Raw genomic sequence first — 22,803 nt, forward strand, 5'->3', positions numbered from 1 at the left:
TTACAGGTCACCCCTCTGGTCGGCCACTTCCTGGCTCGTCATGTCCCCGGCCTCGCCCTCGATCTCCAGGGCGGCGGCGATGTTGGGTCCGGGGGGTGCGACCTGGCCGCGGGCCCGCAGCACGCGCTGGACCGAGGCCTCCGCCGGGGTGCCGTCCGGCAGCAGCGCCGGCAGGTCGGCCGCGTTGCTGCGGGCGTAGACACCCGGCACGGGCAGGCCGGCGACGTACTTGTTGCTGCGCACCCGCGCCCGCGCCCAGTCGGCCTGGGACGCCTTCGGGCGCAGCCGCTCGCGGTGGGCCAGCAGCATCGCGCCGATGGCGGCGGTGATCAGCAGCGCCGAGGTGACCTCGAACGCCCACACGTACGGGCCGAAGATCAGGTTGGCCAGGCCGCTGACGTTGCCGGTGGTCTCGTTGACCGTCTTCAGCCCCTTGGCGGCGCCGAAGCTGATCTTCGCGACGCTGACCAGCAGGCTGCACATGACCGCCAGGGCGAGCAGGATGCCGGCGATCCGCTGGCCCCTGATCGTCTCGACGAGTGAGTCGGAGGAGTCGACGCCGACGAGCATGATCACGAAGAGGAACAGCATCATGACCGCGCCGGAGTAGACGAAGATCTGGATGATGCCCAGGAACTCGGCCTGCTCGGCGATGTAGAACACCCCGAGCAGGACCATCGTCAGCGCCATGCCGACGGCCGCGTGGACGGCCTTGCGAGCGAACAGCAGCGCCAGCGCACCGGCGACCGCGAGCGGGGCACCGAAGAAGAACAGCGTTGCCTCCGCGCCACCGAGCCTCATGCCGTTTTCCCTTCGTCCGCGGGAGCGCCCGACGCATCCGCGTCGTCGTCGGAGTGGTGCGCGCGCACCCACTCCTCCTGCTCGGTGGTCGCGCCCGTCACCTTGCCCTTGTAGTAGTCCTTCTCGTCCATGCCCTGGACCATCGGGTGCGGCGCGGGCACCATACCGGACTGCAACGGTGCCAGCAGCTGGTCCTTGGTGAAGATCAGGTCGGCGCGGTTGTTGTCGGCGAGTTCGTACTCGTTGGTCATCGTGAGTGCCCGGGTCGGGCACGCCTCGATGCACAGGCCGCAGAAGATGCAGCGCAGGTAGTTGATCTGGTAGACGCGGCCGTACCGCTCACCGGGTGAGAACCGCTGGCCGGACGCGTCGTCGTTGTCGGCGCCCTCCACCAGGATGGCGTCGGCCGGGCAGGCCCACGCGCACAGCTCACAGCCGACGCACTTCTCCAGCCCGTCCGGGTGCCGGTTGAGCTGGTGCCGCCCGTGGAAGCGCAGCTGCGTGGGGCGCTTCTCCTCGGGGTACTCCTCGGTCGCCACCTTGCGGAACATCGTCGCGAAGGTGACCCCGAAGCCGGCCACCGGCGCGAAGAGTTCCTCCAGGAAGCCCTGCTTGTTCGTGTCAGCCACGACTGTCCTCCGCATCGGAATCGGTCTCGCTGGTCTGGTATGCCGTGGACGGCGTCAACGCGGGCGCCGGCTCGCGCAGGGTCTGCCCCGGCATCGGCGGCACCGGGTACCCACCCGCGAACGGGTCGATCTCGGTCGGTTCCGGCGGGATCGCCTTCTCCCGTGCCGCGGCCTTGTAGTCGTAGATCCACGCGACGGCGAGCACGAGCAGCACGATGATCACGATGACGATCAGCGTGGAGCGGTGCATCCGGCCGTTGAACACGGTGGAGTGCCCGAGGAAGCCCTCGTTGGACGCGCGCAGGAACGCCACGGCGACGACCCACACCAGCGTGCTCGGGATGAGGACCTTCCAGCCCAGCCGCATGAACTGGTCGTAGCGCACACGCGGCAGCGAACCACGCAGCCAGACGAAGAAGAACATGAACAGCCACAGCTTGATGACGAACCACAGCAGGCCCCACCAGCCGCCGTTGAACATGCCGCCGCCGATGGCCGCGATCCCGGGAGGCGCCTGCCAGCCGCCCAGGAAGAGCGTGGTGGCCAGCGCGGACACGGTGAACATGTTGACGTACTCGCCGAGGAAGAACATCGCGAACTTCAGCGAGGAGTACTCGGTGTGGAATCCACCGGTCAGCTCGCCCTCACCCTCGGCGAGGTCGAACGGCAGACGGTTGGTCTCGCCGACCATGGTGACGATGTAGACCGCGAACGAGAAGAACGCCGGGATGCAGTACCACAGGCTCTTCTGGGCCAGCACGATCTGACTCGTCGACATCGACCCGGCGTACAGGAACACCGCGACGAGCGCGAGGCCCATCGCGATCTCGTAGGAGATGACCTGGGCGCTGGACCGCAGGCCACCGAGCAACGGGTATGTCGAACCGGACGACCAGCCGGCCAGCACGATGCCGTAGACGCCGACACCCGCGACCGCGAGGACCAGCAGCACGGCGACCGGCACGTCGGTCAGCTGCAGCGGGGTGTAGTGGCCGAACATCCACACGCTGCCGGACAGCGGGATGATCGCGAACGACACGAACGCCATGGCGCCGGCGATGATCGGCGCCAGGATGAACATCAGCTTGTCCGCCTTGCGGGGCGTCAGGTCCTCCTTCAGCGCCAGCTTCACACCGTCGGCCAGCGTCTGCAGCAGACCGAACGGTCCGACCCGGTTGGGGCCCGGGCGCTGCTGCATCCGGCCGATCACGCGCCGCTCGAACCAGATGACGATCAGCGTGTTGAGCAGCAGGAAGACGAACAGCAGGACCGCCTTGATCAGCGACAGCCACCAGGGGGTGTCGCTGAAGTCGGCCGCCGGGTTGTCGGTGCTGGCTGCGGCCAGCGCCGGGCCGGCGAGTGCAACGACACTCACTGTGCGTCCTCCTTGGTCGTGTCCGACACCGTCGCCGGTGCCTTCGCGAGCGTGACGATCGCGCCACCGTCGGCACCGAGGGTGGCACGCACCGCGCTGTCGATCGAATTGGTCGGCACCCACACGACGTGGTCGGGCATCTGGGTGATGACCACCGGAAGGGTGATCGCGCCCTGTTTGGTGGACACCTGGACCTGGTCGCCCTCGCGGACGCGGGCGCCGGCGGCGGTCGCCTCCGACATACGGGCGACGGACGGGACGGCGGTGCCGGCCAGGTAGGGCTCCCCGTCCTGCAGCACACCCTTGTCGAGCAGGTGCGTCCAGGTCGCGAGCACCGCCTCACCGATGAGCGGGCGCGGCACCCCGCGGGACCTCACCCGCGGCCGGACCGGGCGGTCGCCGTCCCAGGGGCCGAGCTCCGCGAGTTCGGCGCGGATCTGGTCGACCGTGCGGGTGCCGAGGAACTCCCCGAGCTCCGCGGCCAGCAGGTCCAGGACCCGGAAGTCGGGTATGTCGGTGCTGTCGACGGCCTTCTCGAAGGGCCGCACGCGACCCTCCCAGTTGACGTACGAGCCGGCCTTCTCCTGCTGGGCGGCGACCGGCAGGATGACGTCCGCGTAGGGCGCCACCGGGCTCTCGCGCAGCTCCAGCGAGACGACGAACGCCTTCTCCAGGCCGTCCTGGGCGGCCTCCTGGGCAGCCAGGTCACGCGGGTCGACGCCACCGATGATCAGTCCGGCGAGCTCACCGGAGGCCGCGGCCGCGAGGATGCTGTCGGTGTCCCGGCCCGGCAGCTCGGGCAGGTCGCCCTCGCCCCAGACGGAGCCGACCTCACCGCGGGCCGCCGCGTCGGCGACCGGGCGGCCACCGGGCAGCAGGTTGCCGATCGCGCCGGCCTCGAGCGCGCCGCGCTCACCGGCCCGCCGCGGCACCCACGCCACCCGGGCGTCCTTGGCCTGCGCCAGCGCGAGCACCGAGGACAGCGCACCGGGCACGGTCGCCATCCGTTCGCCGACCAGGATGATCGAGTCGGAGCTCAGCTCGGCGGCGACCTTCTCCAGGTCGCCACTGGCACCGGCGATCGCGTCGAGCACCTCGGCCTCGGTGCCGGGGGCGGCCGCGATCAGCGTGCCGCCCATCTTGTCCAGCCCGCGGGTGACGAACGGGGCCACCGCGAACACCTTGGTGCCGTGCTTGCGGTTGCCCTTGCGCAACCGCAGGAAGACGATCGGCGACTCCTCCTCGGGCTCGAAGCCCACGAGGAGCACCGAGGGCGCCTGCTCCAAGTCGGTGAACGTCACGGCGCCGCCGTCGGGTCCGGTGGCGACGACCGCGTGGGCCAAGAAGTCGGCCTCCTCGGCCGACAGCGGCCGCGACCGGAAGTCGATGTCGTTGGTGCCGAGCACCAGGCGGGCGAACTTGCTGTAGGCGTAGGCATCCTCGGAGCTGATCCGGCCACCGGTCAGCACACCGACGCCGCCGGCGGCCTTCGCCGCGGCGATGCCCTTGGCCGCGATCTCCAGGGCCTCCGGCCACGCCGCCACCCGCAGGTCACCCTTCTCGTCCCGGACCAGCGGGGTCTGCAGCCGGTTCGTCGTGGCGTACTTGAACGCCCAACGGCCCTTGTCGCAGTTCCACTCCTCGTTGACCTCCGGCGCCTCCAGCGCCATCCGGCGCAGCACCACACCACGGCGGTGGTCGGTGCGGATCGAGCAGCCGCTGGCGCAGTGCTCACAGGCGGACGGCGTCGACACCAGGTCGAACGGGCGGGACCGGAAGCGGTATGCCGCACCGGTCAACGCGCCGACCGGGCAGATCTGCACGGTGTTGCCGGAGAAGTAGGACTGGAACGGCTTCTCCTCGTAGATGCCGACCTGCTGCAGCGCGCCGCGCTCGATCAGTGCGATGAACGGGTCGCCGGCGATCTGGTCGGAGAAGCGGGTGCAGCGGGCGCACAGGATGCACCGGTCGCGGTCGAGCAGCACCTGCGAGGAGATGTTGATCGGCTTGGGGTAGGTGCGCTTGACGTCCTCGAAACGGCTCTTGGCCCGGCCGTTGGACATCGCCTGGTTCTGCAGCGGGCACTCGCCGCCCTTGTCGCAGACCGGGCAGTCCAGCGGGTGGTTGATCAGCAGGAACTCCATCTGACCGTGCTGCGCCTTGTCGGCGACCGGGGAGGTCAGCTGGGTCTCGACCTTCATGCCCTCGGCGACGGCCAGCGTGCAGGACGCCTGCGGCTTCGGCATACCGCGGCCGTTGCCGGCGTCGGAGACCTCGACGAGGCACTGCCGGCAGGCGCCGACCGGGTCCAGCAGCGGGTGGTCGCAGAACCGCGGGATCTGGATGCCGACCTGCTCGGCGGCCCGGATCACCAGGGTGCCCTTGGGCACGGTGACGGGGACACCGTCGATCGTCAGCGAGACCGAGTCCTCCGGCGGCGGGGTCGCGGCGTCACCGCCGGATGCGGGTGAGGTGACGGTCGTCATACGGACGCGGCCTCCTTCTGGGTAACCGGGAAGAGTGCGGAGTTCTCCGGCGGGAACGCCTCCCACCACGGGGTGTGCGTGCCGAGCTCGAACTCCTCACGGAAGTGCTGGATGCCGGAGGTGATCGGCGACGTCGACGCGTCACCGAGCGCGCAGAACGACCGACCCAGGATGTTGTCGCAGACGTCGAGCAGGGTCTCGATGTCCTCCTGGGTGCCCTTGCCGTGCTCCAGGCGGGTCATGATCTGCTTCATCCAGTACGTGCCCTCGCGGCACGGGGTGCACTTGCCGCACGACTCGTGCGCGTAGAAGTCCGCCCAGCGCGCGACCGCGTGCACGACCGACGTCGTCTCGTCGAAGATCTGCAGCGCCCGGGTGCCGAGCATCGAGCCGGCCGCCGCGACCGAGTCGAAGTCGAGCGGCACGTCGAGGTGCTCGGCGGTGAAGATCGGGGTGGACGAGCCACCGGGGGTCCAGAACTTCAGCTCGTGGCCCTCGCGTATGCCGCCCGCCATGTCCAGCAGTTCACGCAACGTGATGCCCAGCGGCGCTTCGTACTGGCCCGGCCGGGTCACGTGACCGGACAGGCTGAAGATGCCGAAGCCCTTGGACTTCTCGGTGCCCATCCCGGCGAACCAGTCGGCGCCGCCGGAGATGATGCTGGGAACCGAGGCGATCGACTCGACGTTGTTCACCACGGTGGGCCGGGCGTAGAGGCCCTCGACGGCGGGGAACGGCGGCTTGAGCCGGGGTTGCCCGCGGCGTCCCTCCAGGGAGTCCAGCAGCGCGGTCTCCTCACCGCACTCGTACGCGCCGGCGCCGGCGTGCACGGTCACGTCCAGGTCGAAGCCGCTGCCGTGGATGTCCTTGCCGAGCAGGCCGGCGTCATACGCCTCCTGCACGGCGTTCATCAGCCGGCGGTAGACGTGCACGACCTCGCCGCGCAGGTAGATGAAGGCGTGGTGGCAGCCGATCGCGTAGGACGTGATCGCGACACCCTCCACCAGCAGGTGCGGGGTCGCCATCATCAACGGGATGTCCTTGCACGTGCCCGGCTCGGACTCGTCGGCGTTGACCACCAGGTAGCGCGGGCCGCCGTCCGGCTTGGGCAGGAAGGACCACTTCATGCCGGTCGGGAAGCCGGCGCCGCCGCGACCGCGCAGACCGGAGTTCTTGACCTCGTCGATCAGTGCCGCGGGATCGGTGCCGAGTGCCTTGTCGAGTGCCTGGTAGCCGCCGTCGCGCCGGTAGGTCTCCAGCGTCCAGCTGCGCGGGTCGTCCCAGTGCTTGGTCAGCACCGGGGTCAGCGTTGTCGCCATCTCAGTCCTCCTGCTTCTCAGCCGAACTGTGCGGGTGGCCGGGCAGCGGTCCGCCGGTCTCGTCGGTGGTCGCGACGTTCTGGTGGGCCTCCTCGGAGAGCGGTCCGCCTTCGTCGCCCGGCGCACGCCAGTCGTTCTGGTGGGCCAGCCGCAGGCCCTCCAGGGACTGCTCGCCGGCACCGACACCCTCGTCCGCGCGACCGTCCGGGAAACCGGCCAGCACGCGTTCGATGTGCTTGAACTTGCACACCTTCGCGGCGCCGCGCGTCGGCGCGACGTCCTTGCCGGCGCGCAGGTCGTCCGCCATCGCCACCGCCGACTCGGGGGTCTGCTTGTCGAAGAACTCCCAGTTGGCCATCACGACCGGCGCGTAGTCGCAGGCCGCGTTGCACTCGACCCGCTCGAGGGTGATCGCGCCGTCCTCGGTGGTCTCGTCGTGGCCGATGCCCAGGTGCTCGGAGAGTGCGTCGAAGATCAGGTCGCCGCCCATGACCGCGCACAGCGTGTTGGTGCAGACACCGATCGTGTAGTCACCGTTCGGGTGGCGCTTGTACTGCGTGTAGAACGTCGCCACCCCGCTGACCTCGGCGTCGGTCAGCTCGAGCCGCTCGGCGCACAGCCGCACACCACGGCCGGTGACGTAGCCGTCGACGCTCTGGATCAGGTGCAGCATCGGCAGCAGCGCGGAACGCTTCTGCGGGTAGCGCGCGATGATCTCGTCGATGTCCTTGTTCAGCTGCTCCAGCTGCTCGGCCGTGTAGGGCTCCGCGGTCGCGTGCAGCGGCGCCTGCGGGTGCAGGATCGCGTTGGACGCGTGCGCCCGGTCCTCGGCGTGTACCTGGTTCATCTCAGTCATCAGTGGCCATTCCTCCCACACTCGCGCTGGTCGAGTAGGCCGGAGCGCTAGCGGAGGCCGTATCGAGGCCCGCGAAGTTCGTCATCGGTCCACTCCCCCCATGACGGGGTCGATCGAGGCGACGGCCACGATGATGTCGGCGACCGCGCCGCCCTCGGACATCGCGGCGACCGCCTGCAGGTTGTTGAAGGACGGGTCCCGGAAGTGCGCCCGGTAGGGCCGGGTGCCGCCGTCGGACACCGTGTGGCAGCCGATCTCGCCCTTGGGGCTCTCGATGCCGACATACGCCTGTCCCGGCGGGACCCGGAAGCCCTCGGTCACCAGCTTGAAGTGGTGGATCAGCGACTCCATGGACTCGCCCATGATCTCCCGGATGTGGTCCAGGCTGTTGCCCTGACCGTCCGAGCCGACGGCCAGCTGGGCCGGCCAGGCGATCTTCTTGTCCTCGACCATGACCGGGCCGGGGTTCTCGTCCAGCTCCTTGAGGACCTGCTCCACGATGCGCAGCGACTGGTACATCTCGTCGATGCGCACCCGGTAACGCCCGTAGGCGTCGCAGGTGTCCCAGGTGACCACGTCGAAGTCGTACTTCTCGTACCCGCAGTACGGCTCGGCCTTGCGCAGATCGTGCGGCAGGCCGGTCGAGCGCAGCACCGGTCCGGTGATGCCCAGCGCCATACAGCCGGTGAGGTCGAGGTAGCCGACGTCGCACATGCGCGCCTTGAGCACCGGGTTCTCGTTGAGCAGCGCCTCCAGCTCGCGGATGCCCTGGCGCACCAGCGGGATGTTCTCGCGCACCTGGTCGATGGTGCCCGCGGGCAGGTCACCGGCGACACCGCCGGGACGGATGTAGGCGTGGTTCATCCGCAGCCCGCTGATCGCCTCGAAGATCCGCAGGATGCGCTCGCGCTCGCGGAACCCGATGGTCATCACGGTGGTCGCGCCCATCTCCATGCCGCCGGTCGCCAGGCAGACCAGGTGGGAGGTGACCCGGTTGAGCTCCATCATCAGTACCCGGATCGCCTGCGCCCGCGCCGGGATCTGGTCGGTGATGCCGAGCAGCTTCTCCACGGACAGGCAGTAGGCCGCCTCGTTGAACAGCGGCATGACATAGTCCATGCGGGTGCAGAAGGTCACGCCCTGGGTCCAGGTGCGGAACTCCATGTTCTTCTCGATGCCGGTGTGCAGGTAGCCGATGCCCGCGCGGGCCTCGGTGACCGTCTCACCGTCGAGCTCCAGGACGAGCCGGAGCACACCGTGGGTGGACGGGTGCTGCGGGCCCATGTTGACCACGAGCCGCTCCTCGCCCAGCGCAGCGGCCTCGTCGACCAGGTCGTCCCAGTCGCCGCCGCTGGCGTTGAGGACGGGGATGTCGTCGTCGTCGACGTCGTGGGTGGTGGCGCCGTAGGCGTCGGTTCCGGCAGTCACTTGTACGACCTCCGATCACTGGGCGGGGGCACCGTGGCTCCCTTGTACTCCACGGGTATGCCGCCCAGCGGGTAGTCCTTGCGCTGGGGGTGGCCGGGCCAGTCGTCCGGCATCAGGATGCGGGTCAGCGCGGGGTGCCCGTCGAAGACGATCCCGAACATGTCCCAGGTCTCCCGCTCGTGCCAGTCGGCACCGGGGTAGGTCTCCACGATCGACGGGATGTGCGGGTCGTCGTCCGGCGCGGTGACCTCGACGCGGACCCGCTTGCTGCCGTTGGTGATCGAGAAGAAGTGGTAGACGGCGTGCAGCTCCCGCCCGGTCTCCTGCGGGTAGTGCACCCCGCTGACGCTCAGGCACTGCTCGAAACGCAGCGCCGGCTCGTCGCGCAACACCTGCGCGACCAGTGGCAGGTGCTCACGGGCCACGAACAGCGTCAGCTCGCCGCGGTCCACCACGACCCGCTCGACCGCGGACTCGATGTCGCCGCCGCGCTGGCGCAGCGACACCTGCAGGTTGCCCGTCAGCTCGTCGAAGTAGCTGCCGTACGGCTTGGTCGCGGCGCCCGGGAACAGCACGGGCCGGTCGAGCCCGCCATACCCGCTGGTGTCGTTGCCGAGGGAGGAGCCGAACATGCCCCTGCGGTCGGCGATCTTCACCGGCTCGCCCGGGGCGCGGACCTCGGCGAGCTCACCCGGCGTCGCGGCGTCGGTCGTCGTCGGCTCGGCGGACTTGTCCTGGTCACTCACGCCAACAGCCCCTTCATCTGGTGCGTCGGCACTGCTTCCATCGCCGCACGCTCGGCGGCGCGGGCAGCCTCGACCCGGTTGACCCCGAGCTTGGTGTTCTGGATCTGCTTGTGCAGCTCGAGGATCGCGTTCAGCAGCATCTCCGGCCGCGGCGGACAGCCCGGCAGGTAGATGTCGACGGGTATGACGTGATCGACGCCCTGGACGATCGCGTAGTTGTTGAACATGCCGCCGGAGCTGGCGCACACGCCCATCGAGATGACCCACTTCGGCTCGGGCATCTGGTCGTAGACCTGTCGCACGACGGGGGCCATCTTCTGGCTGACCCGGCCGGCGACGATCATCAGGTCGGCCTGGCGGGGTGTCGCGCTGAAGCGCTCCATGCCGAACCGGGCGATGTCGTAGTCGGGCGTGCCGACGGCCATCATCTCGATCGCGCAGCACGCCAGACCGAACGTCGCCGGCCAGACCGAGCTCTTGCGCATGTAGCCGGCGACCTGCTCGACCGTGCTCAGCAGGAAGCCCGCCGGAAGTTTCTCTTCGATTCCCATGTCTTGGTCAGCCTCAATCCCACTCAAGTCCGCCGCGGCGCCATACGAAGGCGTACGCGATGAACACGGTCACGACGAAGAGCACCATCTCGACGAGGGCGAACAGGCCCATCCGGTCGAACGACACCGCGAACGGGTAGAGGAACACCGACTCGATGTCGAAGATGATGAACAGCATCGCCGTCAGGTAGTACTTGATCGGCACCCGCCCGCCGCCCTCGGCGTGCGGGCTCGGCTGGATGCCGCACTCGTAGGCGTCCGCCTTGGCGCGGTTGTAACGCTTCGGACCGGCCAGCGCGCTGGCGCCGACCACCGAGAAGATCGCGAAGGCTGCACCGATGGCCGCGAAGAACAACAGCGGTGCGTATGAGTAGTTCATGCTTGCGGATCCTTCCGAACGTCGCCGTTCCTGCGGATGGAGGGGTGGTCGCTCATGCTGCGGGCACCACCCGTGACAACAACGACATCACGCGATCGTCGAGCTTGCCACCGTGTTCGTCACCGAGGTTGGCCATGATCTTCAACAAGAGTTGCATCATCGTCTTGCGTGGTAGGCCGAAACGCACGGCAAATCGCATGATTTCCGGGTGGCCGATCAGCTGCGCGAAGTAGCGGCCCACGGTGAAGTAGCCGCCGAGCGCGTCCTTCATCACCTGCGGGTAGGACTGCAGGACGCGTTCGCGACCGGCGTCGTCGGAGCGGCCGAAGGCCTGCGCGATGACCTCGGCGGCCAGCCGGCCCGACTCCATGGCGTAGGCGATGCCCTCGCCGTTGAACGGGTTGACCATGCCGCCGGCGTCACCGACCAGCAGCAGGCCGTCGGCGTAGTGCGGCTGCCGGTTGAAGCCCATCGGGAGCGCGGCGCCGCGGATCGGGCCGCGGATCGTCTCCTCGTTGTAGGTCCACTCCTCCGGCATGGTCGCCACCCAGCGGCGCATGACGTCCTTGTAGTCGGTCTTGCCGAAGGCGCTGGAGGTGTTGAGGATGCCGAGGCCGACGTTGCTGGTGCCGTCGCCGACGCCGAAGATCCAGCCGTAACCGGGCAGCAGCACCCGCTTGCCGTTCTTGTCGGTCGACCACAGCTCCAGCCACGACTCGAGGTAGTCGTCGTCGTGGCGGGGGCTGGTGTAGTAGGCGCGGACAGCAACACCCATCGGGCGATCGTCCCGCTTGTCGCGGCCCATCGCCAGCGACAGGCGCGAGGAGTTGCCGTCGGCCGCGATGACCAGCGGCGCCCGGTAGGTGAGCATCCGACCGGTCGGGCGGTCGTTCTCGCCCATCTCCTTGGCCTGCACGCCGATGATCGCGCCGGTGCGCTCGTCCTTGACGGGCGAGCTGACGTTGACACCCTCGCGCAGCCGGGCGCCGTACTTCACGGCGTGCTTGGCGAGGATGTCGTCGAAGTCCTGGCGGGTGCGGACCAGGCCGTACGGCGGGAAGCTGGCCACGTCCGGCCAGTCCAGCTGCAGGCGCATGCCACCACCGATGATGCGCAGCCCCTTGTTCTTGATCCAGCCGTCGTGCTCGGGGGTCGGGACGCCGAGGGTGATCAGCTCGCGGACCGCGCGCGGGGTGAGTCCGTCACCGCAGACCTTCTCGCGCGGGAAGTGCGTCTTCTCCAGCAGGAGGACGTCGAGACCGGATTTGGCGAGGTATGCGGCTGTGGCTGATCCACCAGGGCCGGCGCCGACGATGATGACGTCGGCGCTCTCGTCCGGGGCAGGCGTAAGGCCAGGGAGGCTCACTCGGGTGAATCTTTCTAGCTTGTGAACGTCTTCACTAACCCATGCACTGTATTCCCAGCCGCTTCCTCAAACCTACTTAGGCGAACCTAATCCGTCATACCGGCGCGCCCCGGGCACCCCAGCCCACCGGCCCGATCCGCCGACAGGCTCACATACCCATCGACCGGCTCAGCAAATCGGGCCCGAATCACCAATATTTCTAGGCCCTCCGGCACTTTCTGGGCCTCTCGGCAGGAGGGTCGGTCAGAGCTTGGTCGGTTTGGTCGCGCGGTGCAGCGCGACGATGCCGCCGGTCAGGTTGCGCCATTCGACGTGCGCCCAGCCGGCGTCCTGCAGCTGGGCGGCGATCCCGGCCTGGTCCGGCCAGGCCTGGATCGACTCGGCCAGGTAGACGTAGGAGTCGGCGTTCGACCCGACGCGGCGGGCGACGCGCGGCAGCGCGCTCATCAGGTACTCGCTGTAGACCTTGCGGAAGCCCGGGTTGGTCGGCGTCGAGAACTCGCAGATGAGCAGCTTGCCGCCGGGCCGGGTGACCCGGCGGAACTCGCGCAGCGCCTCCTCGGTCGACTGCACGTTGCGGAAGCCGAACGACATCGTCACCGCGTCGAAGGAGTTGTCGGCGAACGGCAGTTGCATCGCGTCGGCGGCGGTGAACGCCATACCCGGCCGCATCTCCTTCCCCTTGCGCAGCATGCCGAGCGAGAAGTCGGCCGGCACCACGTGTGCGCCGAGGCGCTCGAACGGCAGGCTGCTGGTGCCGGTTCCCGCGGCAATGTCGAGGACCACGTCACCGGGGCGGACCGCGAGCGATTCGACGACCACCTTGCGCCACCGGCGGTTCTGGCCCATCGCCATCACGTCGTTGGTCAGGTCGTAGCGAGCCGCTACCTGGTCGAACATCGAGGCGACGTCACGGGGCTGTTTGTCCAGGCTGGCTCGATTCATCCGTGCATTGTCCCGTATGCCGAAACGCGGGCCGCAGTGCCGGTCGGCGTAAGGTGACCGCTCGTGACCCTGCCGCTACCTCAATCGGACCCGGCCCTCGTGGTGCGCTCCACGCGCATCCAGGATCCCGGCGACCTCGTCTCGCTGATCCCGGACGACGCCGAAGCCCCCGTCAGCTGGCTGCGCGACGGCGACGGGTTCGTGGGATGGGGCACGGCCGCCGCCATACAGACCCACGGCACGGCACGCTTCGACGACGCCGAGCGGTGGTGGAGCGGGGTCGTGCGCGACGCCGTCGTCCGCTCCGAGGTCGACCTGCCCGGTGCGGGGCTGATCGCGGTCGGTTCGTTCGCCTTCGCCGCCGCGTCCCCCGCCGGTGGTGTGCTGCACGTGCCCGAGACCGTCGTCGGACGGCACCACGACGTCTGCTGGCTCACGACGGTCGGCACCGCCGCACACCTGCCCACAACCCCGGCGCTCGCCGCCGGGTCGGGCGCGGACGCGCCGGTCATCGCCGACGTCCGGGACGGGGCACTCAGCGACAACCAGTGGACCGAGGCCGTCGGCGCGGCCGTCGAGCGCATCCAGTCCGGTGCACTGGACAAGGTCGTGATGGCACGTGACGTCGTGGTGACCTCGAGCACCGACATCGACCCGCGGCACATCCTGCGCAACCTGTCGGGCGCCTACCCGAACACCTGGACCTACAGCGTCGACGGGCTGATCGGCGCCACTCCGGAGATGCTGGTGCGCCGGCAGAAGGGTCTGGTGACCTCGCGGGTGCTGGCCGGGACGATCCGCCGGACCGGCGACGACGAGCACGACCTGGCGCTCGCGGCATCGCTGGCCCGGTCCAGCAAGGACCTCGAGGAGCACGAGTACGCCGTGCGTTCGGTCGCCGACGCGCTCTCCCCGCACTGCTCGTCGATGAACGTCCCCGAGTCGCCGTTCGTGCTGCACCTGCCCAACGTCATGCACCTGGCGACCGACGTGGCGGGTGTGCTGCACGAGGACGTGTCGTCGCTGACGCTCGCCGCGTCGCTGCATCCTTCAGCCGCCGTCTGCGGCACGCCGACGCTGGCCGCACGTGATCTGATCGCCGAGCTGGAGCAGATGGACCGCGGCCGGTATGCCGGGCCGGTCGGCTGGCTGGACGCGACGGGTGACGGCGAATGGGGCATCGCCCTCCGCTGCGGAGCCCTCGAATCACCTTCGCAGATACGGCTTTTCGCCGGTTGCGGCATCGTCGCGGGCTCGGAACCGGCGGCGGAGCTCAGCGAGTCCGACGCCAAGCTGGTGCCGATGCGTCAGGCGCTCGGCTGCGGATCCTGACCCTCGACCACGACGAGTTCGCTCTCGGCCGCCTGCACACGGATGGCCCGTGCGGCCTGGTACGCGTCGGAGTTGTAGCAATCCACCGCAGCCTGATAGGTCGGGAACTCGATCACCACGTTGCGTGGGCGCGACTCGCCCTCGGAGACCTCGAAACGGCCGCCCCGGACGAGCGGCACCCCACCGAATGCGGCATACGCGGGGTTCGCCGCGGCCGCATACTTCGCGTAGCCGTCCGGATCGTGGACGGTGACGCGGGCGATCCAGTATCCCTTGGCGGCCATGGCGATTCCTTCTCTCTGCGCGGCGGTTTCGTCAGCCATTCAACAGGATGCGCAGCGCACCGGGCAGCACCCGGGCGGTCACCGGGGTCGGGCCCAGCGGCTCCCCGTCGGCATACGCCTCCACACCGCCCGCCACGATGCGCACGGCGGCGCCGCGCGCGACGGTGACCTCGGGGTTCGCCAGGTGCGTCCCGCGGTACAGCTGCGGGAGCGCGCGGATGAACTTCAGCCGGTTCCCTGCACCGACCATGACGACGTCGAACAACCCGTCGTGCACGTCGGCATCGGGCGCGATGTGCATCCCCTTGCCGTAGAAGCCCGAATTTGCCGCGATGGCAGTGAAACCCCGGTACTCGAACACCTCGTCGTCGACCTCGACGCGGTAGTCCCGCGGCGCGAACTGCAGCAGGCCGCGGACCGACGCCAGTTGGTACTGCGCCGCTGACGGCAGGCGACCCGAACTGGAGTTGACGAGTTGGGACACGCGCGAGTCGACCCCGGCGTACACGCTGCCGACCACCACCCGGTCCCCGACCTGGATGGCGTCCACCCGTGTCTCGACCCCACCAACCGCCAAACGCGCTGCGTCATGGATGTTTTCGGGTATGCCGAGCTGGCGCGCGAAGTCGTTGCCACGGCCGCTGGGAATGATCGCCGCGGGAAGGTCGTGCTCGTGCAGCGGCCCGGCCATGGTGCTGACCATGCCGTCTCCGCCGACCACGACACACGTCTCCCCTGCCGCGGCGGTGTCCTTGACCAGGCCGTCGGCCGCTTCGATACCCGGCGAGAAGGTGATCCGCACCGTGGCACCGGCGTCACCCAGGTCGGCGGCCACCTCGCGGGCGACCTGGACCGCACGACCGCCGCCGGACAGCGGATTGGCGATGACATGGAAAGCACTCACGGCACGAGAACTCCTGGGTTGAGAACTCCCTCAGGATCCAGCGCCTGCTTCGCGGCACGCAAGACCGCCACGCCGGGAACGCCGATCTCGTCGGCCAGCCACGGCTTGTGATCGCGCCCGACCGCGTGGTGGTGGGTGATGGTGCCGCCGGCCGCCCGGATCGCGTCGCCCGCCGCGCGCTTGACCGGAGCCCACTGTCGGATGCCGTCGTCGCTCTCCCGCATCGCCACCGTGAAGTAGAGCGAGGCGCCGGCGCGATAGACGTGCGAGATGTGGCACAGGATCAGCGGATCCGTGCCCTGCCGGGTCGCTGCCGAGGTGACCGCGGCCAGTACCTCGTCGTAGAGATGGCGCAGGTTGCTCCACACCGTGGCGGTCTCGAGCGTCTCCACCAGCACTCCCTCGTCGAGCAGCGCATCTCGCAGGTATGGCGCGGCGAACCGCCCGTCGGACCAGGCCGCGCCGCCGTCCTCGCCGGCGAGCTGCCCGCCTGCGGCCCGCAGCGTCGCCGCCACCTCGGCACGCATCCGGGCCACCCGGTCCGCACTGCCCTCGTAGCCGCACACCATCTGCGCACCGCCCGCGTCGGAGAGGCCGATCGCCGACGGGTCACTGAGGTTGATCGACGTCTCGGTCTCGTCCGACAGCCGCAACACCGTCGGGTTGAGGTCGTCCTGCACCAGTGTCCGCATCGCTTGCGCGCCGGCTTCGAACGACTCCCACCGCCAGGTCTCGTAGACCTTCTCGGCCGGCACCGGTCGCACCATGACCGTGACGTCGGTGATGACGCCGAGCGCGCCCTCGGAGCCGAGCACCAGCTGGCGCAGGTCCGGCCCTGCGGCGCTGGCCGGAGCAGCCCCGACGCTCCACAGACCCCGCGCGGTCGCCACTGTCACGGACACGACCATGGAATCGAATCTGCCGTAGCCGGAGGAGGATTGGCCGCTGGACCGGGTTGCCGCGAAGCCGCCGATGCTGGCGAACTCGAACGACTGCGGAAAGTGCCCCAGGGTGTAGCCGCGCTCGCCCAGCAGCGTTTCCGCCTGCGGCCCGAGCATCCCCGCCTGCAGGGTCGCCGTACGGGAGACCTCGTCCAGGTCGACCAGTGCGTCGAGCCGGCACAGGTCGAGGGAGACAAGCCCGTGCAGCTCGGCGCGATCGGCCACCAGACCGCCGACGACGGACGTGCCCCCGCCGTACGGGACCACGGCCACGCCGTGTGCGGCGCAGACCTGCAGGACGGCGACGACCTCTTCGTCGTTTCCCGGGCGGACCACGGCGTCGGGTGCGTCGGAGAAGTCGCCCGAGCGGGCCGCCAGCAGGTCCGGGGTCGACTTGCCGCGGGTGTGATGCACCCGGTCGCTGAGATCCGTCGTGAGGTGGTCGGCGCCGACGACGGCGGCCAGGCGGTCGGCGACGTCCGGGGCGAGCGTGGGCAGCCGTGCCACGACGGCCGCCAGTGGGACCGCCGGGCGGGGCGTGATCTCCCCGAACGCCAACGCCATCAGGTCCGTCGCGCCCGCGGGCAGTGTCGTCGTGTGGTCGGGGTCGCCCCATCGTGACCAGTGCATCCGTGCTCCCAACTCGGTTCGGCACGCCGCCGTCGCGCAGCCCTGCTGTTACAGTGTGACAGATGGCAGCACTTCGTAACAAGACGATCGGCGACGAGCGACTGCTCGACGCCGCGCGCGAATGCCTGCTCGCGGTCGGCTGGCGTCGCACCACGATGACGGATGTGGCGCGACGGGCCGGCGTCTCACGCATGTCGGTCTACCGTCGCTGGCCGGACATGACGGCGCTCATCGGTGACCTGATGACCCGCGAGTGGTCGACGGTCGGTGCACGGCTCGCGGACGGCGACCGGCACCCCGACGCGGACGGCATCGCGCGGGCCGTCGCGGCGGTCGCCCTGGAGATCCGCCAGGGTGAGCTCTTCCGCAAGATCGTCGAGGTTGATCCGGAGCTGCTGGTCCCGTACCTGCTGGTGCGCCGCGGCCGCACCCAGGACACGATGCTCCGATCGATCACCTCGGCGGTCAGCGCGGGTCAGCAGACCGGCGAGGTACGCGAGGACGACGCCGAACTGCTCGCCCGATCGGTCCTGCTGATGGCCACCGGTTTCGTCTTCTCGGCACCGACGATGACGGACGAAAATGTCGAAGAGTCAGCGCTTTTCGACCAACTTGTGGTCGCGGTGCGCGGCTACCTCGCGCCATGACCAGATCGGCGTCGCTCAACGCCCGGCGACGCGAACGCGAGCTCGCCGAGTGCACCGACGGCCGGGTCGTCGACCTGCTGGTGCTCGGCCTGGGCGCAACCGGCACCGGCGTCGCGCTGGATGCGGCGAGCCGGGGACTCGACGTGGTCGCGATCGATGCGCACGACCTGGCGTTCGGAACGTCCCGGTGGAGCTCGAAGCTCGTGCACGGTGGATTGCGTTACCTCGCCACCGGCCAGCTCGGGATCGCCCACGAGAGTGCGGTCGAGCGCGGCATCCTGATGACCCGCACGGCACCGCACCTGACCCGGGCCACGCCGTGGCTGGTGCCGCACTACGGCCTCGGGGGCCGCCGCGAACGCGCCCTGACCATGGGCGGTTTCATCGGTGGCGACCTGCTGCGCCGGGCGGCCCGGACACCCGGATCGGTGCTGCCGCGACCACGATCACTGGGGGCCGCCGCGGCACTGGCGCTCGCGCCCGGCATCCGCGAGGACGGCCTGCTCGGCGCGAGCCTCGGCTGGGACGGCCAGCTCGTCGACGACGCCCGGCTGGTCGTCGCGATCGCCCGCTCCGCGGCGCTGTATGGCGCACGCGTCCTGACCCGGGTACGCGCCCTGCACGCCACCGGGGACGGCGCACGCGTGCGGGACGAACTCACCGGCTCGGAGCACGACGTCAAGGCACGCGCCGTCATCAACGCGACGGGTGTGTGGGCCGGACAGCTGGCGCCGGGCATCCGGCTGCGGCCGTCCCGCGGCACCCACCTGGTGGTCCGGTCCAGCACGTTGGGATCGACGGATTGCGTGGTGAATTCGCCGGTTCCCGGCCATTTCGGCCGCTTCGTGTTCAGCCTGCCGCAACTGGACGGCACGACCTACATCGGGCTGACCGACGAGCCGGTGGACGGCGACCCGCCGGACGTGCCGCGCCCGGACGACTCCGAGGTCGATTTCCTGCTCGGGAGCATCAACCGGGTGCTGCGCACGACCCTGACTCGCGACGACGTCATCGGCAGTTACGCCGGTCTCCGGCCGCTGCTGGACGCCGACGGCGACACGCGGGGTGGCACCGCCGACCTGTCCCGCCGGCACGCCGTGCGCATCGCGCCCGACGGGCTGGTCACCGTGGTCGGCGGCAAACTCACGACGTACCGACGCATGGCGCAGGATGCCGTCGACGTGGTGTGCCGCGAGCGCGGGCTCACCGCCGGGCCGTGCGTCACCGCACGCACCCCGCTGGTCGGTGCGGCACCGCGGGACGATCTGGCGAGCATCGGCGCACCGCAGCGGCTGGTGCGCCGGTACGGGACCGAAGCGCCCGACGTACTCTCGGCAGATCGCACCCGTAATCAGCCGATCAGCGGCGAAATACCCGCGACACCAGCGGAGTTCGACTTCGCGCTGCGACACGAGGGTGCTCTCGACGCCGACGACCTGCTCGACCGCCGCACTCGGATCGGGCTGGTGCCCGCGGACCGCGACGTCGCCGAAGCCGCCGCGGCGGACGCCGTGTCAGCACACTGCTAAGCGAGGAAACGTTCCCAACCGCCCGGCGGCTGGGCGCCGTACGGGACCGTCCGTAGCTTGGCCAGCACCGCCGGGTCCTGTGCTTCGATCCAGTCGACGAGCTGCCGGAACGACACGATGCGGGCGTCCGGATGCTTCGCGATGGCGCGCATCACCTGCTCGACCGCGGTCATGTAGATGCCGCCGTTCCAGCCCTCGAAGTGGTTGCCGATGATCAGCGGCGCCCGGTTGGAGTCGTAGACCCGCCGGAAGCCGGCCAGGTAGGTGTCGGTCGCCTGCTGCTGCCACATCGGGCGCTTGGACGGTTTCCCCTGCGTCGTACCCCCGGTCTGGTTGTACATGATGTTGTAGTCCATCGAGATCACCTGGCCGGTGTGCCCGGCGAACGGGATCGACTGCATCGACAGGTCCCACAGGTTGCGGTCCTTGCTCGGCCACATCTGGATGCCGGTCTTGCTGCTGTCGTAGCGCCAGCCGAGCTGGGATGCCGCCACCCGCAGGTTGTCGGCACCCTCCAGGCACGGCGTCCGGCCGCCGACGAGCTCCTTCTCGTAGTCGAACGGCAACGGCGGCAGATCGGTGAATCCCGTGGTGGTGCGCCAGTGTTCGACGAAGTACTTCGCCTGCTCGATCTCGCTGCGCCAATCGGCGGGCGACCACTTCTGCACCCCGGTCGGCCCGCAGAAGTGACCGTTGAAGTGCGTGCCGATCTCATGGCCCTCCAGCCACGCCTTGCCGATGTTCTCGATCGTGGCGTGTATGTCGTCATCGGTGAGGTAGCCGATGTCCGACGCTCCGACGGCGTGCTGCGGCGGCCGGTAGAGGTCCTTCTTGTCCCGCGGCAGGAGGAACAGCCCGGAGAGGAACAGCGTCATCGACGCCCCGACCTCCTGCGCCACCTGCCGGAAGTGCGACAGCAGGTTGAGACCGGTGACCTCGCCCGCACCGTCCCAGGAGATGACGACGAACTGGGGCGGCGGCTCGCCCGGCTGCAACCTGTGCGGCGTCGGCTGGTGCGGTTGCGGGCCGGTGTCGGCGGTGGATCCGTCGCCGATCGGCCGCGCTGCGGACGACGGCGACGAGGACGTCGACGACGGTGTCGGAGTGCCGCCCGTGCGAGTCCCGCGCAGGAAGACCGCGGAGCGCGGCACTCCTTGCGCATGCTGTTCGCCCGGGCCGCAGCCGCCGAGAGCCGCTGCCGCACCGACCGCGACCCCTGCCGTCAGAACCTCCCGCCGCGACACCGCCACAGCGCCCCACTCCCCTCGGGGTTGCCGGTGGGCCCTGCCCCGATGCCGGACCCACCACTCCCCACGGTGACAAAAGGATCGGCCGAACCCAAGCCACCACGCGGTGACGTAGCACACTCGTGATCTGGCCGGATCCGGCCGGTCACAGCGCTAGAATGGAGACACTACGTATTAGGGAACGCGCGCGACTGGTGGTGGGAAGTCGCGCCCGACGTGAGCCTTGTGCTCGAAAGGCGTTCCATCTCGTGTCACCTGCTGCGTCATACCGGCACCTCTTCGGATTGACCGGTCGCACCTACATCGTCGTGGCGTTCCTCGCCCGACTGCCCCTGGCCATGAGCCAGATGGGCGTCCTCCTCCTCATCGCCCACACCACCGGCAGCTTCGGCGCCGGCGGCGCGAGCGCCGGTGCGCTCGCCGTCGCGAACGCCGTCGGTGCGCCCCTGCTCGGCGCCGCCTCCGACCGGTTCGGTCAGCGCCCTGTCGTGCTGGTCCAGTCCTGGCTGAGCTCGCTCGGCCTGCTGGCCGTGGTGCTCGCCGCCGAGAGCGGCGTCTCCTGGCTGTGGGCTGCCGCCGCGGCCGCGTTCGGCGGCTTCTTCATCCCGCAGGCCGGGCCGCTCGCCCGGGTCCGCTGGCGCCCGATCATCAGCTCCCGGGACCGCACCGGCACGTCGGCGCGGTTGATCGACACCGCGTTCTCCTACGAGGGCTCCGCCGACGAGGCGTCGTTCGTGCTCGGCCCCGCACTCGTCGGCACGATTGCCTCGATCGTCGACCCCGGTGTCGGCATCTGCACCGCTGCGGTCCTGCTCGCGATCTTCGGCACCTGGTTCGCCATCCACCCGACGGCGCGGCTGCGCACGGCTCACGCCGCGACCGCCGGCACCGGTCGTCTGCTGACCCCTGCGCTCGCGACCTTGATGGCCGCCCAGTTCATCATCGGGATGATCTTCGGGTCCGTGCAGAACGGCACCACGGTGCTCGCCACCGAGGCCGGTCACGACGGACTGGCCGGGCTCGTGCAGGCGCTGCTCGGCATCGGCAGCGTCCTGGCCGGGCTGAGTATGGCGGCACTGCCTGCCCGGATCGGCTATGTCACCAGGTGGCGGGCGACCGCGGCCGGGTTGCTCGTGCTCACCACGCCGCTGCTGCTCGTCGGGTCGCTGGCCGCGCTCTGCCCGGTGCTGATCGTGCTGGGATGCTGCGTTGCGCCATACATGATCACGACGTTCACGCTCGGCGAGCAGATCACGCCACCGTCACGCACCGGCGCGGCGATGACGCTGCTCGCCGCCGCCACCGGCCTCGGGTATGCCGTGGGCGCCGCCGTCGCCGGCCACTTCGCCGACCTGTCCGGCGCCACCGCGGCGTTCGGCGTGACGGTTGCCGCGGGCGCGCTCGCCTGTGCCCTCGCCGTCGGCGCGGGTCCGCTGCTGCGGCGCGCCCACGCCGGGTCGGCGGCAATGGCCGCCACCCCCGAGACCCCCACCCCCTCCGCGAGCGCCGCCTGACCGGGCGGCGCGCTGCCGACGACGGCCGCCATCGGCCCATCGGACGGAGACGTCACGCTGATGCTCGACGTCTCGACCGACGGGTCGACGAAGACCGGACCCCTGCTCACCGTCGACGACGTCAGGGGCTGGATCGAGGGACGACGTGACCGGGTGTCGGTTGCGATGGCACCCGCCCAGATCCCCGGCGGCTGGTGGGCGGCCGTCACCGATCCGTTCGGCAACCCGACGTACGTGATCGACCAGAGCACCGCCGACCGGCCCGGGTGAGATCCGGGCAGTGGACGCGACAACCTTCGCCCTCGAGACACCGCCGAGACCCACCATCTAGGGTCGTGTCATGGCCCAGAAGCGCTCCCCTGCCCTCAACCTCGCCTCCGCCGCCGTCGCGGGTGCCATCACCCTGGTCCGCCCGACGCGCTTCCCCCGGTGGGCGCGCCGCGGACTCAGCCTCGCGAACACCGCCGGCACCGCCGGCGCCGTCTTCTTCGCGATCCGCGGTGAGGACGAGCTGCCGGAGGACCACCCACTGCACCGGGCGCTCACGGTCAGCGACCTCACCGCCGCCACGACCGGCGGCCTGATGCTGGTCACCTCCGGCCTCGGGGTGAAGGCCGACGCCAAGATCGAGCAGTTCCTCGTGCGGCACGGCGTGCGGCACCCGCGTGTGGTGATGGCCGTCGGTGTGGTCACGGTGCTCTTCATCGTCAAGACCGTGCAGGACAGGGCGAGCAAGCACGCGCCCGAACCCGTGGCCGGCACCCCGAAGCCGCCGGTGAGTGACAAACCGGCCAACAAGACCCTGCCGACGACCGGATCCGCCGGCGCGGCCCCGACCGAGCAAGCCGCGCAGCCCGAGGCCCAGGAGGATCCCGGTCAGTGAACGCGGTGACG

General features: G+C 69.9%; 22 protein-coding genes. 6 read left to right on the plus strand and 16 right to left on the minus strand.

From position 1 onward, the window contains the following. From FHU39_RS23605 to FHU39_RS23660, 12 genes are all read right to left on the minus strand, one after another. Positions 1–801, minus strand: coding sequence for an NADH-quinone oxidoreductase subunit J (locus FHU39_RS23605; protein ID WP_183323176.1), 801 nt, complete (start codon positions 799–801; stop codon positions 1–3). Further along, positions 798–1,445, minus strand: coding sequence for an NADH-quinone oxidoreductase subunit NuoI (gene nuoI / locus FHU39_RS23610; protein ID WP_183323177.1), 648 nt, complete (start codon positions 1,443–1,445; stop codon positions 798–800). Before nuoI ends, FHU39_RS23605 begins: the two co-directional genes overlap by 4 nt. Then, positions 1,423–2,805, minus strand: coding sequence for an NADH-quinone oxidoreductase subunit NuoH (nuoH, locus tag FHU39_RS23615; RefSeq protein ID WP_183323178.1), 1,383 nt, complete (start codon positions 2,803–2,805; stop codon positions 1,423–1,425). The genes nuoI and nuoH overlap by 23 nt, the downstream gene beginning before the upstream one ends. Continuing rightward, complete coding sequence (locus tag FHU39_RS23620) at positions 2,802–5,291, minus strand: NADH-quinone oxidoreductase subunit G (RefSeq protein ID WP_183323179.1); 2,490 nt, start codon at positions 5,289–5,291, stop codon at positions 2,802–2,804. The genes nuoH and FHU39_RS23620 overlap by 4 nt, the downstream gene beginning before the upstream one ends. Further along, on the minus strand, positions 5,288–6,610 hold the full coding sequence (gene nuoF, locus FHU39_RS23625) for an NADH-quinone oxidoreductase subunit NuoF (RefSeq protein WP_183323180.1): 1,323 nt from the start codon (positions 6,608–6,610) through the stop codon (positions 5,288–5,290). Before nuoF ends, FHU39_RS23620 begins: the two co-directional genes overlap by 4 nt. Position 6,611: 1 nt before the next feature. Continuing rightward, entirely contained in the window at positions 6,612–7,466 is an 855-nt protein-coding gene (gene nuoE, locus FHU39_RS23630; protein ID WP_246336886.1) for an NADH-quinone oxidoreductase subunit NuoE, read from the minus strand. A gap of 81 nt (positions 7,467–7,547) precedes the next feature. Beyond that, complete coding sequence (locus FHU39_RS23635; RefSeq protein WP_183323181.1) at positions 7,548–8,894, minus strand: NADH-quinone oxidoreductase subunit D; 1,347 nt, start codon at positions 8,892–8,894, stop codon at positions 7,548–7,550. Beyond that, complete coding sequence (locus FHU39_RS23640) at positions 8,891–9,640, minus strand: NADH-quinone oxidoreductase subunit C (protein ID WP_183323182.1); 750 nt, start codon at positions 9,638–9,640, stop codon at positions 8,891–8,893. The genes FHU39_RS23635 and FHU39_RS23640 overlap by 4 nt, the downstream gene beginning before the upstream one ends. Next, positions 9,637–10,191 carry a NuoB/complex I 20 kDa subunit family protein gene (locus FHU39_RS23645; RefSeq protein WP_183323183.1) on the minus strand — a complete coding sequence of 185 codons (555 nt, stop codon included), beginning with the start codon at positions 10,189–10,191 and terminating at the stop codon, positions 9,637–9,639. Before FHU39_RS23645 ends, FHU39_RS23640 begins: the two co-directional genes overlap by 4 nt. 13 nt (positions 10,192–10,204) lie before the next feature. Beyond that, positions 10,205–10,570: an NADH-quinone oxidoreductase subunit A gene (locus FHU39_RS23650; protein ID WP_183323184.1), complete on the minus strand. Its 366-nt coding sequence runs from the start codon at positions 10,568–10,570 to the stop codon at positions 10,205–10,207. Positions 10,571–10,622: 52 nt separating this feature from the next. Next, on the minus strand, positions 10,623–11,936 hold the full coding sequence (locus FHU39_RS23655) for a geranylgeranyl reductase family protein (protein ID WP_183323185.1): 1,314 nt from the start codon (positions 11,934–11,936) through the stop codon (positions 10,623–10,625). 243 nt (positions 11,937–12,179) lie between these two features. Further along, positions 12,180–12,881, minus strand: a complete 702-nt coding sequence (locus FHU39_RS23660; protein ID WP_183323186.1) for a demethylmenaquinone methyltransferase — start codon at positions 12,879–12,881, stop codon at positions 12,180–12,182. Positions 12,882–12,950: 69 nt separating this feature from the next. Here FHU39_RS23660 and FHU39_RS23665 point away from each other — a divergent pair, with 69 nt between their 5' ends. After that, entirely contained in the window at positions 12,951–14,213 is a 1,263-nt protein-coding gene (locus tag FHU39_RS23665; RefSeq protein ID WP_221185881.1) for an isochorismate synthase, read from the plus strand. Here FHU39_RS23665 and FHU39_RS23670 read toward each other — a convergent pair. The 3 genes from FHU39_RS23670 to FHU39_RS23680 are packed head-to-tail and all read right to left on the minus strand — an operon-like array spanning position 14,189 to position 16,972. Continuing rightward, positions 14,189–14,497, minus strand: coding sequence for a DUF1330 domain-containing protein (locus FHU39_RS23670; RefSeq protein WP_183323188.1), 309 nt, complete (start codon positions 14,495–14,497; stop codon positions 14,189–14,191). The two genes, FHU39_RS23665 and FHU39_RS23670, sit on opposite strands and share 25 nt — an antisense overlap. Positions 14,498–14,528: 31 nt before the next feature. After that, the gene (locus FHU39_RS23675; RefSeq protein WP_183323189.1) at positions 14,529–15,401 is read right to left on the minus strand and encodes a YegS/Rv2252/BmrU family lipid kinase; all 873 of its coding nucleotides are present in this window, start codon (positions 15,399–15,401) and stop codon (positions 14,529–14,531) included. Further along, positions 15,398–16,972, minus strand: coding sequence for an FAD-binding oxidoreductase (locus FHU39_RS23680; RefSeq protein WP_183323190.1), 1,575 nt, complete (start codon positions 16,970–16,972; stop codon positions 15,398–15,400). Before FHU39_RS23680 ends, FHU39_RS23675 begins: the two co-directional genes overlap by 4 nt. 62 nt (positions 16,973–17,034) lie before the next feature. On the opposite strand from FHU39_RS23680, the gene FHU39_RS23685 reads away from it, so the two are divergent. Both FHU39_RS23685 and FHU39_RS23690 read left to right on the plus strand, forming a co-directional pair. Further along, complete coding sequence (locus tag FHU39_RS23685) at positions 17,035–17,619, plus strand: TetR/AcrR family transcriptional regulator (RefSeq protein WP_183323191.1); 585 nt, start codon at positions 17,035–17,037, stop codon at positions 17,617–17,619. After that, entirely contained in the window at positions 17,616–19,148 is a 1,533-nt protein-coding gene (locus FHU39_RS23690; RefSeq protein WP_183323192.1) for a glycerol-3-phosphate dehydrogenase/oxidase, read from the plus strand. The genes FHU39_RS23685 and FHU39_RS23690 overlap by 4 nt, the downstream gene beginning before the upstream one ends. Here FHU39_RS23690 and FHU39_RS23695 read toward each other — a convergent pair. Next, complete coding sequence (locus FHU39_RS23695) at positions 19,145–20,398, minus strand: polysaccharide deacetylase family protein (protein WP_183323193.1); 1,254 nt, start codon at positions 20,396–20,398, stop codon at positions 19,145–19,147. The genes FHU39_RS23690 and FHU39_RS23695 overlap by 4 nt on opposite strands. 245 nt (positions 20,399–20,643) lie before the next feature. Between FHU39_RS23695 and FHU39_RS23700 the strand changes: the two genes are divergently transcribed. From FHU39_RS23700 to FHU39_RS23710, 3 genes are all read left to right on the plus strand, one after another. After that, entirely contained in the window at positions 20,644–21,909 is a 1,266-nt protein-coding gene (locus FHU39_RS23700) for an MFS transporter (protein ID WP_183322638.1), read from the plus strand. Positions 21,910–21,969: 60 nt separating this feature from the next. After that, the gene (locus FHU39_RS23705) at positions 21,970–22,179 is read left to right on the plus strand and encodes a hypothetical protein (RefSeq protein WP_183322637.1); all 210 of its coding nucleotides are present in this window, start codon (positions 21,970–21,972) and stop codon (positions 22,177–22,179) included. Between the two features lie 70 nt (positions 22,180–22,249). Continuing rightward, positions 22,250–22,792, plus strand: coding sequence for a hypothetical protein (locus FHU39_RS23710; protein ID WP_183322636.1), 543 nt, complete (start codon positions 22,250–22,252; stop codon positions 22,790–22,792). Positions 22,793–22,803 lie beyond the last annotated feature (11 nt).

It is taken from the genome of Flexivirga oryzae (assembly GCF_014190805.1).
Lineage (GTDB): Bacteria > Actinomycetota > Actinomycetes > Actinomycetales > Dermatophilaceae > Flexivirga > Flexivirga oryzae.